Annotated in this window: 14 protein-coding genes and 1 tRNA gene; 10 read left to right on the top strand and 5 right to left on the bottom strand. The window is 59.3% G+C overall.

Features of this window, described 5'->3' with window-relative positions; translation table 11 throughout:
* Nucleotides 1-13: 13 nt before the first annotated feature.
* From RB602_RS02045 to eda, 8 genes are all read left to right on the top strand, one after another.
* Nucleotides 14-2,050: a glycoside hydrolase family 97 protein gene (locus RB602_RS02045; RefSeq protein WP_317082504.1), complete on the top strand. Its 2,037-nt coding sequence runs from the start codon at nt 14-16 to the stop codon at nt 2,048-2,050.
* Entirely contained in the window at nt 2,050-3,048 is a 999-nt protein-coding gene (locus RB602_RS02040) for an alpha/beta hydrolase (protein ID WP_317082502.1), read from the top strand. Before RB602_RS02045 ends, RB602_RS02040 begins: the two co-directional genes overlap by 1 nt.
* 34 nt (nt 3,049-3,082) lie before the next feature.
* Nucleotides 3,083-4,513, top strand: coding sequence for a sugar porter family MFS transporter (locus tag RB602_RS02035; RefSeq protein WP_317082500.1), 1,431 nt, complete (start codon nt 3,083-3,085; stop codon nt 4,511-4,513).
* 126 nt (nt 4,514-4,639) lie between these two features.
* Nucleotides 4,640-6,091 carry a glucose-6-phosphate dehydrogenase gene (zwf, locus tag RB602_RS02030; RefSeq protein ID WP_317082498.1) on the top strand — a complete coding sequence of 484 codons (1,452 nt, stop codon included), beginning with the start codon at nt 4,640-4,642 and terminating at the stop codon, nt 6,089-6,091.
* A complete protein-coding gene (locus RB602_RS02025) occupies nt 6,084-6,710 on the top strand; it encodes a 6-phosphogluconolactonase (protein ID WP_317082496.1) in 627 nt (208 codons plus the stop codon). The genes zwf and RB602_RS02025 overlap by 8 nt, the downstream gene beginning before the upstream one ends.
* Nucleotides 6,707-8,551, top strand: coding sequence for a phosphogluconate dehydratase (edd, locus tag RB602_RS02020; RefSeq protein ID WP_317082494.1), 1,845 nt, complete (start codon nt 6,707-6,709; stop codon nt 8,549-8,551). The genes RB602_RS02025 and edd overlap by 4 nt, the downstream gene beginning before the upstream one ends.
* Nucleotides 8,548-9,546, top strand: coding sequence for a glucokinase (locus tag RB602_RS02015; RefSeq protein ID WP_317082492.1), 999 nt, complete (start codon nt 8,548-8,550; stop codon nt 9,544-9,546). The genes edd and RB602_RS02015 overlap by 4 nt, the downstream gene beginning before the upstream one ends.
* The gene (gene eda / locus RB602_RS02010; protein WP_317082490.1) at nt 9,534-10,145 is read left to right on the top strand and encodes a bifunctional 4-hydroxy-2-oxoglutarate aldolase/2-dehydro-3-deoxy-phosphogluconate aldolase; all 612 of its coding nucleotides are present in this window, start codon (nt 9,534-9,536) and stop codon (nt 10,143-10,145) included. The genes RB602_RS02015 and eda overlap by 13 nt, the downstream gene beginning before the upstream one ends.
* A gap of 18 nt (nt 10,146-10,163) precedes the next feature.
* On the opposite strand, the gene RB602_RS02005 is transcribed toward eda, so the two are convergent.
* The 4 genes from RB602_RS02005 to RB602_RS01990 all read right to left on the bottom strand — a co-directional run bounded on the left by RB602_RS02005 (nt 10,164) and on the right by RB602_RS01990 (nt 14,182).
* A complete protein-coding gene (locus tag RB602_RS02005; protein ID WP_317082488.1) occupies nt 10,164-11,138 on the bottom strand; it encodes an oxidoreductase in 975 nt (324 codons plus the stop codon).
* Between the two features lie 67 nt (nt 11,139-11,205).
* A complete protein-coding gene (ald, locus tag RB602_RS02000; RefSeq protein ID WP_317082486.1) occupies nt 11,206-12,318 on the bottom strand; it encodes an alanine dehydrogenase in 1,113 nt (370 codons plus the stop codon).
* A gap of 382 nt (nt 12,319-12,700) precedes the next feature.
* The gene (locus tag RB602_RS01995; RefSeq protein WP_317082484.1) at nt 12,701-13,033 is read right to left on the bottom strand and encodes a DUF1905 domain-containing protein; all 333 of its coding nucleotides are present in this window, start codon (nt 13,031-13,033) and stop codon (nt 12,701-12,703) included.
* Nucleotides 13,034-13,132: 99 nt separating this feature from the next.
* The gene (locus RB602_RS01990; protein ID WP_317082482.1) at nt 13,133-14,182 is read right to left on the bottom strand and encodes a peptidylprolyl isomerase; all 1,050 of its coding nucleotides are present in this window, start codon (nt 14,180-14,182) and stop codon (nt 13,133-13,135) included.
* Nucleotides 14,183-14,282: 100 nt separating this feature from the next.
* Here RB602_RS01990 and RB602_RS01985 point away from each other — a divergent pair.
* Together RB602_RS01985 and RB602_RS01980 are read left to right on the top strand one after the other, a co-directional pair.
* A tRNA-Ser gene (locus tag RB602_RS01985) sits at nt 14,283-14,373 on the top strand.
* Between the two features lie 156 nt (nt 14,374-14,529).
* Complete coding sequence (locus RB602_RS01980) at nt 14,530-15,648, top strand: PLP-dependent cysteine synthase family protein (protein WP_317082479.1); 1,119 nt, start codon at nt 14,530-14,532, stop codon at nt 15,646-15,648.
* A 77-nt stretch (nt 15,649-15,725) separates the two neighbouring features.
* On the opposite strand, the gene RB602_RS01975 is transcribed toward RB602_RS01980, so the two are convergent.
* Nucleotides 15,726-18,116: a transketolase gene (locus RB602_RS01975; protein ID WP_317084622.1), complete on the bottom strand. Its 2,391-nt coding sequence runs from the start codon at nt 18,114-18,116 to the stop codon at nt 15,726-15,728.
* Between the last annotated feature and the right edge of the window lie 5 nt (nt 18,117-18,121).

The raw sequence follows: 18,121 nt of genomic DNA, 5'->3' as shown, positions 1-18,121 counted from the left end.
ACGGAGAGAGATCATGGCTTTGGCGCGTTTAGGAGCCTATGTGGTTGCGGTTCTGGCACTGCTTTTTCCCAGCCTCGCCGCGGCCGAAAGCGTCGCTTCGCCTGATGGCCGTATCGTGCTCGACGTCTCGGTCGATGGCTCGGGAACGGTGGCCTATACCATATCGCGCGATGGCAAAGCGGTTATTGCCCGCTCGACATTGGGGCTGCAATTCAGCGAAGGTGGCCCGCTGCGCCGGGACATGCGCATCACCGGTAGCAGCAGCTATTCCGGCGACGAGACATGGGAGCAGCCATGGGGTGAGCGCCGCTTTGTCCGCGATCAGCATAATGGCCTGGTGGTGCAGCTGGAACAGACCATCGGGGATAATACGCGCAAGATGGACATTAACTTCCGTGTATTTAACGGCGGGGTCGGCTTTCGCTATGTCTTTCCCGAGCAATCCGGCTGGGACACGGCGCGCATAACCGATGAACTCACCGAGTTTAATCTCGCCGACAATGGCACCGCATGGTGGGTGCCGGCAGGCGACTGGAATCGCTATGAATATATCTATTCCGAAACCGCTGCAGATGCGGTGCCGACAGCGCACAGCCCGATCAGCTTCCGCCTTAACAATGGCGTTCATGTCGCACTGCATGAAGCGGCGCTGGTTGATTATTCCGGCATGTGGATCAAGCGGATAGAAAAACTGCGCTTCCGCGCCGAGCTGGCGCCTTCAGCCACAGGGGCAAAGGTGGTGCGTGATCTGCCTTTTGCCACGCCCTGGCGCACCATTCGCATCGCCGATGATGCCGCCGGGCTGTATGACAATGACATCGACCTAAACCTCAACGAGCCCAATAAGCTGGGCGATGTCAGCTGGTTTGAGCCGCATAAATATATCGGCATCTGGTGGGGTATGCATCTGGATACCGAAAGCTGGAACACCGGCCCGAAACACGGCGCGAATACCGAAAATGCCAAACGCTATATCGATTTTGCCGCCAAGCATGGTTTTCGCGGGGTATTGATCGAAGGCTGGAATGTCGGCTGGGACGGGCCATGGTTTGGCAATGGCCGTGCGTTCAACTTCACCCGGCCAACCGAGGATTTCGATATTGCAGAGATCACCCGTTACGGGCTCGACAAGGGCGTGCGGCTGATCGGCCATCATGAGACCGGTGGCAATATCAAGGTCTATGAAGAGCAGCTTGCCGACGCCATGGCCTATTACAGGGAACTGGGCATTGATGCGGTAAAGACCGGTTATGTGACCGATGCGGGCGCTATTATTGCCGCTGGCCCCGATGGCGGCGAGCAATTTGTCTGGCATGATGGCCAGCGCATGGTGCAGCATCATTTGCTTGCGGTGAAAGAGGCGGCGAAGAACCGCATTGCGGTCAATGCACATGAGCCGGTCAAGGCCACCGGCCTGCGCCGCACCTATCCCAATTGGGTCAGCCGTGAAGGCGCGCGCGGCATGGAATATCAGGCATGGGGTGAGCCGAAAAACCCACCCGAACATGTGCCGACATTGGTGTTTACCCGTATGCTTTCCGGCCCGATGGATTATACTCCGGGCGTGCTTTCGCTGATCGGCCGGGGTGAAACCCGCCTGCAATCGACATTGGCGCGACAATTGGCGCTGTATGTGGTGCTCTATTCGCCGATCCAGATGGCGGCTGACCTGCCGGAAAATCTGGCGCAATATCCGCGCGAACTGGAATTTATCTCCAAAGTCCCTGCCGACTGGCAGCAGAGCCGCACCCTTTTGGGCGAGATTGGCGACCATGCCGTGATCGCGCGCCAGGACCGCAACAGCAAGGCCTGGTATATTGGCGGTGTTACCGACAGCGATGCGCGTTCGCTCTCGGTGCCGCTCGACTTTCTCGACAAGGGCACGCGCTACACCGCGACCATCTATCGCGATGGGCCCAATGCCGATGGTCTGGGCGAGGACCGGCACGATATCGTGATTGAAAGCCGCGAGCTGGGCGCTGAGGATGCACTCGACATCAGCATGGCCCGGGCGGGTGGATTCGCCATATCATTGGAGCCGGTTGAGTAATGCCGGCTTCGCCGAGCTTTCTGTCAGGGCGCGCTTTGGCGCTGGCTTTTGCTTGGCTGATCATCATGACATTGGCACCGATCGCTGCCAATGCACAGGATAAGCCGGGTGCTGAGAGCGAGCCGATGCTTGTCGATATATCCGATATTGTCGTGGCGGGTTTGCCCGACCAGTCGCTGTCAATCTGGCTGCCGCGCGGATATCTTACCGACAGCGAGCGGCGCTATCCGGTGCTCTATATGCACGATGCGCAGAACCTGTTTGATCCGGCGAAATCCAATTTCAACAAAGTCTGGGCCGCGGACAAGGCGATGATAGCTCTGGTCGAGCAGGGCACAATCGAGCCGCATATCATTGTCGGCATCTGGCATCCCGAGGCGGACCGCTATCGCCAATATGCCCCCCAAGGGCCATTTGAGCGCCTGCCCCAGGCGAAGCAGGACAGTGCCTTGCCGCTGATGAATAATGGCCCGATCCTCTCAAACAGCTATCTCGATTATATCGTCCATCGGCTGAAGCCACGCATTGACAAGAATTTCCGCACCCTTGCAGATCGCGACAACACCGCCATTGCCGGGTCAAGCATGGGTGGACTGATCAGCTGCTATGCCTTTATGCGCCATCCGGGTGTCTTCGGTCGCGCCGCCTGTATCAGCACCCATTGGCCGCTTATTGCCCTGCCCGATGGCCCGCCCGCGCCTGATGCCGATGTGCTGGCGATGTGGCCACGCTATTTTGCCGAGAATCTTGGGAGCCCGGATGGACGGCGGCTATGGCTGGACCATGGCACGGCGACGCTGGACGCGCATTATCCGCGCTATCAGGCGGCAGTGGACCAACAGGTGATTGCCTTGGGCTGGCAGCAGGGTCGCGACTTTGAAAGCCGGGTGTATGAAGGCGCGCCGCATGAGGAAAATGCCTGGGCCGAGCGCCTGCCAGAAATACTGGGCTGGCTGCTTGCAGGGGCAGGCCATGACGCCACCAAGACACAAGACTAAAGCGGGCGGACAAGCCCGATAAGGAGAGTTCTCTATGGCCGAGGCCAGCGCAGCAGCTGATAGTGCGCCAAGCGACAGCGCACATAATCTGGGGTTTATCACGCTCATCGTTTCGGTGGCGACCTTGGGCGGGTTCCTCTTTGGCTATGACAGCGGTGTCATCAACGGCACAGTCGATGGCCTGCAACAGGCTTTCGATTCCGACAGTGTCGGCACCGGCTTCAATGTCGCGTCAATGCTGCTCGGTTGTGCTTTGGGTGCGTTTGCCGCAGGGCGCATGGCCGATGTGTTCGGGCGGCGGCGTATCTTGCTGGTATCGGCGGCGCTGTTCCTGATCAGCGCCTGGGGATCCGGCATCGCGGGAGGCTCGACCGAGTTTGTATTCTATCGCTTGCTCGGCGGCTTAGCGGTTGGCGCGGCGAGTGTGCTGGCCCCGGTCTATATCAGCGAGGTCACCCCTGCCAGCCTGCGCGGTCGTCTGTCCTCCATCCAGCAGATCATGATCATTGTAGGGCTGACCGCCGCCTTTTTGTCCAACTACATAATCGCCGGTGCCGCCGGTGCCTCGACCGAAATCTGGTGGGCAGGCTATGAAGCATGGCGCTGGATGTTCTGGGCCGAGCTTATCCCGGCGGGCATTTTCCTGTTCGCCTTGCTGGTCATCCCGGAAAGCCCGCGCTTTCTGGTGAGCAAGGGCGAGGATGCGCAGGCCGAGGCGGTTCTCGCCAATGTCGTTGGCCCTGATCAGGCACCTGCCAAGGTCGATGCCATCCGCACCACATTGTCCGAGGATCATCGCCCGCAGATGAGTGATCTGATCGATAAGAACAGCGGCAAAATCCGCACCATCGTCTGGGTCGGCATCGGGCTTGCGGTGTTTCAGCAACTGGTGGGAATCAATGTGGTTTTCTATTACGGCGCGGTATTGTGGCAGGCGGTGGGTTTTTCCGAAGCCGATGCGCTCAAGATAAACATATTGAGCGGTACGCTTTCCATCGCCTCCTGCCTTGCGGCCATAGCCCTTATCGACAGGATCGGGCGCAAGCCGCTGCTGTTGATCGGATCAGCAGGCATGGTGATCACCTTGGGCGCGATGGCGATCGCCTTTTCCAGCGGCAGCTTCGTCGATGGCGCATTGCAGCTTTCCGATGGCGCTGGACTGGTCGCACTGATCGCCGCCAATGCCTATGCCGCGCTGTTCAACTTCAGCTGGGGCCCGGTGATGTGGGTGATGCTGGGCGAAATGTTCCCCAACCAGATTCGTGGTTCGGGTCTGGCGGTCAGCGGTTTTGCCCAATGGGCCGCCAATTTCGGCATCACGCTCAGCTTTCCTGTATTGTTGGCGGGAATTGGTCTGGCGGGTGCCTATGGCCTTTATGCCCTTGCCGCCTTGATTTCGGTTTTCTTTGTCTGGATCATGGTGCGCGAGACGCGCGGCATGGAGCTGGAAGAGATGGTCGGGTAGGCCAGAATACGCCATTTGCATACAAATACATCTCCTCGAGTTATGCCGCTATATTGCCAAGTCCATTACTCTGTCTCACATAGAGTATATCCGCGGAAAACGGGCGGCTGATAGGATGAAAACACAATGATCGAAGCCAAGAGCTGTTCTGCGCTTTTGCTGTTTGGAGCGACGGGTGATTTGGCGCGGCGCAAGCTGTTGCCTTCGCTGTTTGCGCTGCACGAGGATGGGCTGATCAACCAGGGCCTGCGCATTGTCGGCACCGCACGCAGCGAGATGGATGATGCCGCCTATCGCGATATGGCGCGCGCGGCGCTGGATGAGTTTCTCCCCGATGACCGCAAAAATGCCGATGCCATTACCGGCTTTCTCGAGCGGCTCTATTATCAGCCGCTGGATGCCTCGACGATCAAGGGCTTTGATGCGCTGGCGCAGAAGCTGGGGGATATTAGCGATGGTCTGGCGATCTTCCTCTCCACCGCGCCGTTTCTGTTTGAACCGACGATCAAGGGGCTGGCCAGTGCCGGACTGACTGGCGAGCAGGTGCGCATCGGTCTGGAAAAGCCGCTGGGCAATGATTTGGAAAGCTCGGCCGCGATCAATGATGCGGTTGCCAGCGTGTTCAGCGAAGACCAGATTTTCCGCATCGACCATTATCTCGGCAAGGAGACGGTGCAGAACCTGATGGCGCTGCGCTTTGCCAATATGATGTTCGAGCCGCTTTGGGATGCGGGCGAGATTGATCATGTCCAGATCACCGTATCCGAGACGGTCGGCCTGGAAGGACGACACGGCTTTTACAATGATACCGGTGCGTTGCGCGATATGGTGCAGAACCATATGCTGCAATTGCTGGCGCTGACCGCGATGGAGCCACCGGCGGACCTTGATGCCGCATCGGTGCGCGATGAGAAGGTGAAGGTGCTGCGCTCGCTGCGGCCGGTGCGCAACAGCGAGATGGTGCGCGGCCAATATGGCAGCGGTGCGATTGGCGGTGAAAGCGTTGAGAGCTATGCCGATGATCTGGGCGAGGTGAGCGACACCGAGACCTTTGTTGCGATCAAGGCGCATATCGACAATTGGCGCTGGCAGGGTGTGCCCTTTTATCTGCGCACCGGCAAAAGGCTGGCTGAACGGCGCAGCGAGATTGTCATCCAGTTCAAATGCGTGCCGCACAATATCTTTGCCGCACGCGGCGGCAAGCTCAACGCCAACCGTCTGGTGATCCGCTTGCAGCCTGAGGAATATGTCCGCCTGCAGGTAATGGCGAAACAGCCGGGCATGGACCGTGAGGCGGTGGTGCTGCGCGAGGTGCCGCTTGACCTGTCGCTGACGCAGGCCTTTGCCAAGGCGCGGCGGCGTATCGCCTATGAGCGGCTGCTGCTCGATCTTATCGATGGCGATCCGACGCTGTTCGTGCGCCGCGACGAGGTTGAGGCACAATGGCGCTGGATCGACGACATCCGCGCCCAATGGGCACAATCGGGCGAGGCACCCAAAGCCTATGGCTCGGGCAGCTGGGGGCCGAGTGCGGGCATTGCGCTCACCGAACGCGACGGGGTCAGCTGGAATGAGTGAGGCACGCGCGATCGACATTATCGAGAATGCGACATCTGCTATGGTCGCTGATGCAGTGCAGGCAGCGCTGCACAAACAAGGTAGGCGTGCCATCGCTGTTCCTGGAGGCAGCACACCATTCCCCATCTTTGCCGAATTGGCAAAGCGCCCGATACAGTGGGATGATGTGCTGCTGATATTGGGTGATGACCGCTTGGTTCCTGCCGATCATCAGGCCAGCAACCATGGCCGTCTTGCCAATACGCTTGAGGCGACGGAGGCAGTCGTCACCCCGCTGCAAGAGCTCGATAATCCGCCACCGCGTTTTGATCTTATGTGGATCGGCATGGGCGCGGATGGCCATATTGCCTCGCTCTTCCCCAGCAGTGACCCGCGACCTGACGGCGACCCGGCTATCGTCACCCTGACACCCGATCCCTTGCCGCCGGAAGCACCTTTTGACCGGATCAGCCTCAATCTGGCTGCGATCAATAACAGCGATGCCATCATCCTTGTCGGCAAAGGTAAAGAAAAGCGCGCCATATTTGATGCCGCAATGGCCAATGAGAATGATCTGCCAATTGCGCGATTGCTGCGCATCCCCGGCCCACCCGTAACTGTTTACTGGAGTGAATCATGACTTTGAATCCGGTCGTTGAAGAGGTAACCCAGCGCATTATTGCGCGCTCCAAGCCCGGGCGCGGCGCCTATCTCGACCTGATTGATCGTGCGCGTGATGAAGGCGTGCATCGGCCCAATCTCTCCTGCGGCAATCTGGCACATGGCTTTGCCGCCAGTGGCGATGACAAGCCCGCCATTCGCGGCGGCAAGACGATGAATATCGGCATTGTCACCGCCTATAATGAGATGCTGTCAGCGCATCAGCCCTATGGCCGCTATCCGGAGCAGATCAAGATATTTGCGCGCGAGAAAGGCGCAACCGCACAGGTCGCGGGCGGCGTTCCGGCCATGTGTGACGGTGTGACCCAGGGACAGCCCGGCATGGAACTCTCGCTGTTCAGCCGCGACGTTATCGCCATGGCAACCTCGGTCGCGCTGAGCCATGGCATGTTTGAGGGCGCGGTGCTGCTCGGTATTTGCGACAAGATCGTCCCCGGCCTGCTGATCGGCGCGCTGCGCTTTGGCCATTTGCCGATGATCCTGATCCCGGCGGGTCCGATGCCTTCGGGCCTCGCTAACAAGGAGAAAATCCGGGTGCGCCAGCTTTATGCCGAGGGCAAGGTAGGCAAGAAGGAGCTGCTCGAAGCGGAAAGCGCCTCTTATCACGGCGCTGGCACCTGTACCTTTTATGGCACCGCCAATTCCAACCAGATGATGATGGAGATGATGGGGCTGCATATGCCCGGGGCCAGCTTTGTCAATCCGGGGCAAAAGCTGCGTCAGGAGCTGACCCGCGCCGCAGTGCACCGCGTCACCGAAATTGGCTGGGCTGCAGGCGGCACGGATACAGCCGAAGAGGATTATCGCGCGCTCGGCCATTGCATTGATGAAAAAGCCATCGTCAATGCCGCGGTCGGCTTGCTTGCCACCGGCGGCTCTACCAACCATGTCATCCATATCCCCGCCATTGCCCGCGCCGCCGGGATTATCATTGACTGGGATGATCTGGATGCCCTGTCCAAAGTGGTGCCGCTGATCACCAGCATCTACCCCAATGGTACCGGGGACGTGAACCATTTCGCCGCGGCAGGCGGCATGCCCTTTGTCATTCGTGAGTTGGTCAATGCCGGGCTGGCGCATGATGATATCCGTACCGTTTATGGTACATCGTTATCCGATGGCGCCCGCGAGCCACGGCTTGACGAGCAGGGTGCGCTGCACTTTGACGCGCCGCCGGAGACCAGCCTTGATGACAGCATGCTGCGCCCGGTATCGGCACCATTTCAGCCCGAAGGCGGCATGAAGCTGCTCACCGGCAATCTCGGTCGCGCCACCATCAAGGTCAGCGCCGTCGCCAGCGAGCGCTGGACCATAGAGGCACCGGCGCGGATATTCACCCGACAGGAAGATGTCGTCACCGCATTCAAGGCAGGTGAGTTGGACGGCGATGCGGTCATTGTTGTCCGTTTTCAGGGGCCAGCCGCCAATGGTATGCCCGAATTGCACAAGCTGACCCCGTCGCTCGGTGTGTTGCAGGATCGTGGCCACAAAATCGCCTTTGTCACCGATGGCCGCATGTCGGGCGCGAGCGGCAAGGTGCCCGCCGCCATCCATGTGTCGCCCGAAGCACATCATGGCGGCCCGCTCGCCAAGCTGCGCGATGGTGACATGGTGCGCGTGTGCGCCCATAGCGGCGTGCTTGAGGCTTTGGTCGATAGGGCAGAGTGGGACGCCCGCGACAATGTCGCACCACCGCCACCTGAACAGGGCGTAGGCCGCGAGTTGTTTGCGATGATGCGCCGCTTTGCTGATCCGGCAGAAAAAGGCGGCTCGGCCATGCTGAGCGAGGCCGGGCTGTGAGCCAGACCCATGCTGAAGAGCTGGTGGTCGCCGATATTGGCGGCACCCATGCGCGCTTTGCTATTGCCCATATCGCCGAGGGGAGGCTGGCAGAGCTTAGCCATATGGAAAAGCTGCGCACCGCCGATCATGCCAGCCTGCAGATTGCCTGGCAGGATTATGCCCGGCAGATTGGCCGCTCCCTGCCCCGTCATGGCGCTATTGCCGCCGCCGCGCGGGTCAATGGCGAGGTTATGACCTTCACCAATTCCAGCTGGATGCTGCGCCCGGCACTGGCACAGGAGAAGCTGGGGCTGGAGCATTTTACCCTGATCAATGATTTTGGTGCCGTGGCCCATGCGGTGGCGCAGGCGGGCGCGGAGGACTTCGCCCATCTGTGCGGCCCGGAGGATCAGGATTTGCAGCGTGATGGTTTGGTCAGCGTCGTCGGACCGGGCACCGGACTTGGCGTTGCGCATATCGTCTGGGATCAGGGCCGGTATATTGTTACCGAGACCGAGGGCGGGCATCTCGACTTTGCGCCGCATGATGCTGTGGAAGACCGGATTTTGGCTGCGCTGCGCAAACAGCATAGCCGTGTCTCGGCAGAACGTATCGTCTCAGGCAGTGGCCTCAATGTGATCTATCGCGTGCTCGCAGAGATGGAGGGACAGGCCGCGCGCGATCTTGATGACAAGGCGCTATGGACGCTTGCTTTGTCCGGTGAAGACAGCCTCGCGGCCGCCGCCTTTGATCGCTTTTGTCTGTGCCTGGGCAGCGTTGTCGGCGATATCGCGCTGGTGCAAGGCGCACACAGCATCGTACTCGCGGGTGGCCTTGGCGCTCGTATTGGTGAAAAATTCGCGCAATCGGGCTTTCGTGAGAGACTGCTCGCAAAAGGGCGGTTTCGCTGGATGATGGAAACCATGCCGGTCAAACGGCTGTTGATTGACGAGCCCGGCCTGTACGGCGCGGCTGCCGCCTATTTGAAGGAATTTCCTGCATGCGAGACATAGAAACGATCATGCGCACCGCGCCGGTAATCCCGGTGCTCGTGGTGCACGATGTCGCAACCGCCATCCCCATGGCCGAAGCGCTGGTCGCTGGCGGTCTGCCCGTGCTCGAGGTCACGCTGCGCACCGATTGCGCGCTCGAGGTGATCAGGGAAATGCGGCAGGTCGATGGCGCGATTGTCGGCGCAGGCACAGTGAGCAGCACCGCCGATCTCGACAAGGCGCTTGATGCGGGCAGCGAATTTATCGTCTCACCCGGCCTCACCGATACGCTGGGCCAAGCGGCGATTGCCAATGACGTGCCGTTCCTGCCCGGCATCGCGAATGCCGGTGACATTATGCGCGGCATGGAATTGGGGCTTGCTCATTTCAAATTCTTCCCCGCCATGGCCAATGGCGGAGTGCCCGCGCTCAAGGCACTGACCGGCCCCTTTGGTAATGCCCGCTTCTGCCCCACCGGCGGCATCAAGCCCGATAATGCACAAGACTGGCTCGCGCTCGACCAGGTCCTTTGCGTCGGTGGTAGCTGGATTGTGCCCGGCGGCGCGTTCGATGCCAGCGTAGTGCAAGCCAATGCCGAAGCGGCGGCGAAGATAGGCTGAGCGCGGCTCGCGCAAACATCAGCTATCTGATAGCAAATCCTCGGTCATCACCCAAAGCCGTTCAGCCGCATCATCGTCACAGGCATGCGGCTCGACATTTTTGTAGCGCACCGGATTATCCGGATCGCTCAAAGCGGCGATATCGCAATCCTCGCAATATTGTCCGCCTTTGTCGGCGAGCATCGGGCTGGTTGCGGCCCAAAGACTCGTGGTGCAGCCCTGTGTTGGCGATTTGAACATCGCCTTGGCTGCTTCGGACCAGTCACCGCTTTCATCCTTCCAGCCCAGCGCTATCATTTCCTCATCCTGCAGATGGCGTTGCAGCGGTGTGTCAATGCCGCCGGGATGCACGCCAAAGGCATGGCCACCACTGGCTGCGAGCCGCGGATGCAATGCGCGCGCGAACAGCGCATTGGCGGTCTTGGACTGACCATAGGCCACCCATTTGTCATAGGGCTCCTTGGTAAAGAACGGGTCGTCCCAGCGAATGGGTGATTGTTTATGGCCGGTGGAAGACAGCGCCACAACCCGCGGCGCATCGGTCTTTTGCAGCAACGGCATCAGCCCCTGAGCCAGCACAAAATGGCCGATATGGTTGACCGCAAACTGCATCTCCCAGCCCTGATCGGTGCGGGTTTCGGGGCAGGCCATAATCCCGGCATTGTTGATCAACAGGTCCAGCCGGTCCCAATCAGCCACAACCTGATCGGCAAAGCCCCGCACCGAGGCGAGATCGGCAAGGTCCATCGCAGCAGTGGCAACATCGCCTTCTACATCGGCGAGTGCGTCTTGCGCTTTCGCCGGATCACGCACCGGCACCAGCACCTTGACCCCGCGCTTGGCCAATGCCCGCACGGTCTCCAGCCCGATGCCCGAATAACCGCCCGTAACCACCGCCTGTTTGCCCGCCAGATCAATACCGGCCAGCACTTCGTCAGGCTCACTAAATGCGCCAAAGCCCGAATTGACCGGTTGCTGTGTACTATCTGTCATTATGCATCCTCTCCTGTGCGCCGGGATTCGCCCGATCATTGGAGAAGAGTGTAATGCTCTTAGCCGATCAGTCCAGCACCTCGGCCACCGATTTATAGGCATAGCCCAGATCGCGCGCCACCGCTTCATAGGTGATATGGCCGTTCCAGACATTCAGGCCCTCGGCAAGATCAGGATCATGCCGCATCGCCTCTTTCCAGCCGAGATCGGCAATGCGCAGCGCATGCGGCAGGGTGACATTGTTAAGCGCATAGGTCGAGGTGCGCGAGACAGCTCCCGGCATATTGGCGACGCAATAATGGACAATGCCGTCAACAATATAGGTCGGGTCGTCATGCGTCGTCGGGTGCGAGGTTTCGAAACAGCCGCCCTGATCAATCGCCACGTCTGCAAGCACCGCGCCCGGCTTCATCGTCGAGAGCATATCGCGTGTCACCAGCTTCGGCGCCGCCGCGCCGGGGATCAGCACCGCGCCGATGACAAGATCGGCCTCAGCCACACATTCAGCGAGATTGGCAACATTGGAGAAACGCGTTTTGGCGCGCGCCTCAAAATAATTGCCGAGTTTTTCGAGCACATCGGGGTCGCGATCCAATATGGTGACATCGGCACCAAGGCCCGCTGCCATCTGCGCCGCGTTAAAGCCGACCACGCCGCCGCCGATCACCGCCACTTTGGCCGGGGAAACACCCGGCACGCCACCCAGCAATACGCCACGCCCGCCATGCGCTTTTTCCAACGCTGTGGCCCCGGCCTGAATTGACATGCGCCCGGCGACCTGACTCATCGGCTTCAATAGCGGCAGACCACCCTTGCCGGTGACGGTCTCATAGGCGATGCAGATGGCACCCGATTTGACCAGATCAGCCGTCTGCTCCGGGTCTGGCGCAAGGTGGAGATAGGTATAGAGGATCTGTCCCTCGCGCAGCATCGCGCGCTCGACAGCCTGCGGTTCCTTGACCTTCACCACCATATCGCATTCGGCAAAAAGCTGCTCGGCGCTGTCGACCAGCTGCGCCCCAGCTTCACGATAATGCTCATCGGTGGCACCAATGCCGAGACCAGCGGATCGCTCGACCTGCACCTCATGGCCATGCTCAACCAGCTCACGCACGCTTTCCGGCGTCAGGCCGACGCGATATTCGTGATTCTTGATTTCCTTGGGGGTACCGACGCGCATAAAAAAGTCCTTCAGCCGGGGAGGATGACGGGACTCGCTATAATCCGCTTTGGACGAATTGGCGAATCCGAAAGCGCAAGAAATGGAAATTTATGCGCAATTTTCTGAGGTGGGTGGGGTGGCCACAGCGTGCTGGAAAAGGTTTCATAAAAACCACTAAGGGAAAAAGGGAAGAAGAGGGTGTGTCTGGCCTATCCCTTGGCTCGCAAACGCATTTGATGATCTGTGGGGAGAGGAGGCAATAGAATCTCCGTCCCCTTTTGGGGACGGAAAGCATTATCGACGGTTCAACGCGCAAAAGGGCAGCGTCAGATCAGATTAGCGCGCAATACAGCACAACCCCTTTATGCTTTTTCCCTTAGTGGCTTTTATGAAACCAACATCATATCAACTTGAGCAAAACCCGAAGCTTATCCCCGACAACAACACCCTCCGCCTTACGCACAGCCGCCTTGACCGGAAGCATAAACTCCCCGGTCTTGCTGAGCGGAAACAGCGAAGTCTGCCAAACCGTATCACCAATCGCCGCCTCAACCTTCACCGCGCCCCAGCCGCGCTTTTTGGGCAGGCCCAGTTCCAGCCGATTGATAACCGCCGCGTCGCTGATCGCCTTGGCAGTGTCTCCAGAGATAGTCAGAAAATGCCAACTGCCCTTCCCGGTCTCCGGGTGCCAAATCCAAAGCTCGGCTTCAGCTTCAAAGCTATCCATCCCCATTCTCGTCATCCTGAACTCGTTTCAGGATCTTCATAGACTTGGTGCAAATTGGCCCGAGATGCTGAAACAAGTTCAGCATGACGAAGTAAGAGGCCGGTCTCATTCAGCAACCCGCCGGACCGGGACCGGAATATTGCAGATATCCGCACCACCGGCAGGGACATTGAAAAACGGATCACGGCGATTGGCCCGGGCCTCGGCATAGCGGGCAAAAGTCTCGCCTTCGGTATCGAGATATTCAAATTGCGGCTGGTCGGCCTTAGGCAGATCACTGCCCAGCCGCACCGAGACAATCGGCACCCGCTTGGCCGGGTCTTCATAAAAGCCCAACTGCCCCTTGCCGCGCGGCAGGCTGGAGAGATGCTCCATCCCCTCAATAATCCGCCCTACCAGCGCAATATTACGATCCAGATGCCGCGGCGCGTGGCCGATCACGGTGTATAGCTCTGCTCCGGTGCCGGTATCGGGCGAGAGATTGCGGCCAACGCCGACCATGCCGTAGCAGTGAGCGGGCCAGAATTTCGGATTGTCGACATTCCCTCCTGCAGCAAATGGCCAGCCTTTATAGAGCTGAACCCATTCAGCATAAGCGTCCCGCTTATTCCATTTGCGATTAGCAACATCAGGCTGGGTCGAAGATGTATCGGACGCCGTTGCAGCCCATTTAGCAGCGGGATTCGTCGCGGCGACGCCTGTGGCTGAAGCATGAATGCTAACATAATCTGTTGTATATGATTCTTCAGATACCGTACTCAGATCATCCGGCAAACTCTTCGCCGCACCCTCACTTTCCGGATTATCATAATCGGCATCACCCCATTGCACGACATAATTGTCCTGCACCCGGTTGACGCTCGTACCATCCCACCAACGCGCCGCTGCCAGTTTGCGGATATTGCGGATCCAGCCCTGGCTGAATGGCGGCGGCATGAGCTGGATAATCACGCGGCGTTCATTGCTCTCGGCATCAGGCGCCAAGTCCATCACCAGCAGATCATCCGCAGCAATCGCCACCCATTCCTCCGGCCCGGCCTGCGCAACAATCTGCCCAGGCGAAGGCGCGGCCTCTATCGGTTCCTCCTGCGCCCTCAGGCCAGTGGAGGAAAGACAAAGCGACAGCGCGGCGAGGGAAAACAGGGTTTTTTGCATGAGGTGAAGGCTATGCGATTTACCGCCCTTGCGAAAGAGTCAATTCACCGCTAGACGCGCCCAAGCTTTTTGTCCTGAAGCAACAGCTTCAGGGTCTTGGGGACACGTGGCCGAGTGGTCGAAGGCGCACGCCTGGAAAGTGTGTATACGGTAACCCCGTATCGTGGGTTCGAATCCCACCGTGTCCGCCATTTTTCGTGTATCATATTCAGCTGCCTCGCCTACGAACCGAGCGATCGTGGATGGCCCTGAAGAAAACGCGAGACATGGTGTGCGCACACGCCTAGGTGATTTCGCAAAGCCGAGGCGCGACTGACGCGCAGACGAATTTAAGTTAGCGGAGTCCAATGATGCGTGAGAGCGTCTTTGAAAATGCCATTCTGGGCGATGCATGTTGCAGCGATACCATCGGTGCAACTGATCGTGAGTGGATCAAGCGCGCAGTCAGCCTGATTGAGGCGGATTTTCATCGTTCGGCCGATACCCACTTGCTGAAATTCCCAATCGCTTCTCTTCCCGGGATAGACATTTACCTGAAGGATGAGTCGACCCACCCGACCGGCAGTCTGAAGCACCGCCTTGCGCGCTCGTTGTTTCTCTATGGCCTGTGCAATGGCAAGATCGGGCCCGAGACATTGATCGTCGAAGCGTCATCGGGCTCGACCGCGATTTCCGAGGCGTATTTTGCGCGCCTGCTGGGGCTCGAGCTGGTGGCCGTTGTTCCCGAGAGCACGAGCCCTGCCAAAATAGCCGAGATAGAGCATTTCGGGGGGCGCTGTGAGTTTGCCCCGGGCTCTGCCATCTATGATCATGCCGAGGCGATAGCCCGCGCGCATGGCGGCTATTATATGGATCAGTTCACCTTTGCAGAACGCGCGACCGACTGGCGCGGCAACAACAATATTGCCAAAAGCCTGTTCCAGCAAATGGACCGAGAGCCGAACCCCGCCCCTTCATGGATTGTGGTCGGTGCCGGCACCGGTGGCACCTCGGCGACCATTGGCCGCTTCATTCGCTATCGGCCCGAGCAATATGGCAATACGCAGCTATGCGTCGCCGATCCGGAAGGCTCGGTTTTCTTCAACGGATTTGAGGAGCCTGGTTCGGTTCCTCCCGAATGCGGACCTTCGCGTCTTGAAGGGGTCGGACGACCCCGGCTCGAGCCGTCCTTTATCCCCAGCGTTGTGGATCGCATGATCCGCGTGTCTGATGCCGCCAGCATCGCCACCACGCACTGGCTTTCCCAGAAGCTTGGGCGCCGTGTCGGCGGGTCTACCGGGCTCAACATGTTTGCTACGCTAGCCCTTGCTGAAGAGATGGTGGCAAACGGACAATCGGGAAGTCTGGTAACCCTGATCTGTGACAGCGGCGCGCGCTATGACAGCACGATATTCAATCACGACTGGCTCAAGGCCGAAGGCATAGACCTGTCGCCCGTGCTGCGCTTTCTAGGACGCTATGATTGATTGATGCGTGAGCATGATGGCATCTTTCAAAACGCCCATGGTTGCCTGCCCCGCCAAGCCGATGGTGCTCACATCTCCTAGACCACGCTTGAAAGGCCTCTGATCGGTCGGCCGGGCATAAGGTTCTGGGCGGCGGAGACTATCGCGTCTGCGTCGAGGCCGAAGTGACGGTAGAGGTCATCGACTGTTCCGGTTTGACCGAAATGCTCGACGCCGAGAGGGACTTGGCGATGACCTTGAACTGCGCCAAGCCAGCCGAGCGTTGCCGGGTGGCCATCGGTTACGCTGATGATGGTGGCATGTTTCGGCACCGCACCGAGCAGGCGTTCGACATGGCAGCTGGCATTGCTGTTGCCGCGTCTTCTGGCGCGCTGGGCAGCGAACCAGCCGGCACCCAGGCGGTCAGCGGAAGTGAGAGCGAGTACCGCAATATCACGCCGGTCATTGGCAATGCGCCCTGCGGCTTCTATCGCCTCGGGTGCGAGGCAGCCCTGATAGGCGATAACCAGCTCGGTATTCGGTCCGGGCGGCCGCCACCAATAGGCACCATCAATCACACCCTGCTGGAAGGCGGGGTCGTCGCGGCGTGAGCGGGGTTGTTCTATCGGACGCGTGGTCAGTCGCAGATAGACCGATCCGCCTGTTTCATCGCGCAGCCATGTGCGCTCGTCGGGATCGGAATCGCCATCGCGTTGCAGATAGTCGAACGACCAGTTGAGAATGACCGACAATTCATCAAGAAACGCCGGTTCAAACGATGTCAGACCATCCTGGCTGATCCCGATTAGCTGTGAGCCGATTGACTGGTGCGCGCCGCCTTCAGGTGCGAGCGTGACGCCGGACGGCGTGCCTGCGATGATGAAGCGCGCATCCTGATAACAGGCATAGTTGAGCGCATCGAGACCGCGCGCGACAAAGGGATCATAAACGGTGCCGACAGGGATCAACCGCTCCTTGAAAAGCGAATGCGATAGCCCTGCCGCGCCGAGCAGCAGAAACAGGTTCATCTCTGCAATCCCGAGCTCAATATGCTGGCCATCGGGCCCGAAGCTCCATTTCTGGGTCGATGGAATCTTCTCGACCCGGAAGGTGTCTGCACTGGCTTCGCGCGCAAACAGGCCGCGACGGTTCACCCATGGCCCGAGATTGGTGGACACGGTGACATCGGGCGACATGGTCAGCAGGCGGTCCGAAAGCTGTGAGTCCGACTTCGCGATCTGATCGAGGATCTTGCCGAAACCCGCCTGGGTGGAAAGCTCCCGGTCTTCCAACCAGATGGTATCCCCTGCTTCCAGCACGGGAGCCTTATAGCGTCTGGTTCCCTGCGAGAAGAAAGGCGCTGACGCCATCATGCCCTCGGCGGCGGCTTTATCGGCAATCCCGGCATAGGGTTCCCATTCAACGCCTTCGGCGACGCCCATATCAGCCTGAAATTCCCGCATCTGCGATACCGTCATCAAACCGGCATGATTGTCCTTGTGGCCGGCAAGCGGCGTGCCCCAGCCTTTGATGGTATAGGCCAGGAAGCAGGTCGGCCGATCATGGTCGATGGACTGAAACGTCTCGAGCAATGTGCCGACACAATGGCCGCCGAGATTGGCCATAAGGGCCCCCAGCTCCTCATCGGATCGGCGCTCCAGCAGTGCCGAAACATCACCCTGATCGCCAATCTCGTCCTGAAGCCGGGCACGCCATGCCGCGCCGCCCTGATAGCATAGTGCCGAATAGAGCTGATTGGGGCAGGCGTCGATCCATGTTCTCAGAGCCTCGCCACCGGGCTCCTCAAAGGCGGCCCGCTGCAGCGCGCCATATTTGATCTTGACCACATCCCAGCCAAAGGCACCGAAGATCGCCTCTATGCGCTCCCACAGGCCTTCCTGAACCACGCCATCGAGCGACTGACGGTTATAGTCGATGATCCACCAGCAGTTTCTGAGATCGTGTTTCCACCCCTCCTGCAGACATTCATAGACATTACCCTCGTCAAGTTCGGCGTCACCCACCAGCGCGATCATGCGGCCCAATTGCTGCTCGGTCCCCCATGATTTGGCGGTGATGTAGTCCTGAATCATCGAGGCAAAGGCGGTGATCGCCACGCCCAGCCCGACCGACCCGGTGGAGAAATCGACATCGTCACGGTCCTTGGTTCTGCTCGGATAAGACTGTGCACCGCCATAACCGCGAAAGGCTTCAAGAGCCTCGCGCGTCTGGTTGCCAGCAAGATATTGAATCGCATGGAAGACCGGAGATGCATGCGGCTTGACCGCAACCCGGTCCTCCGGGCGCAAGACCTTGAAATAGAGCGCCGCCATGATTGCGGTCATTGAGGCACAGGACGCCTGATGCCCGCCCACTTTCACTACATCCTTTTCACGCAGATGGTTGGCATTATGGATAGTCCAGCAGGCGAGCCAGCGAATGGTCCGCTCAAGCTCTTCGAGCGTCTTGATCTCGGCATGGGTGGTCATGGTCA

Origin of the sequence: Parasphingorhabdus sp. SCSIO 66989 (assembly GCF_032852305.1) — a bacterium.
Lineage (GTDB): Bacteria > Pseudomonadota > Alphaproteobacteria > Sphingomonadales > Sphingomonadaceae > Alterisphingorhabdus > Alterisphingorhabdus coralli.
This window is presented reverse-complemented; position numbering and strand designations above follow the sequence as displayed.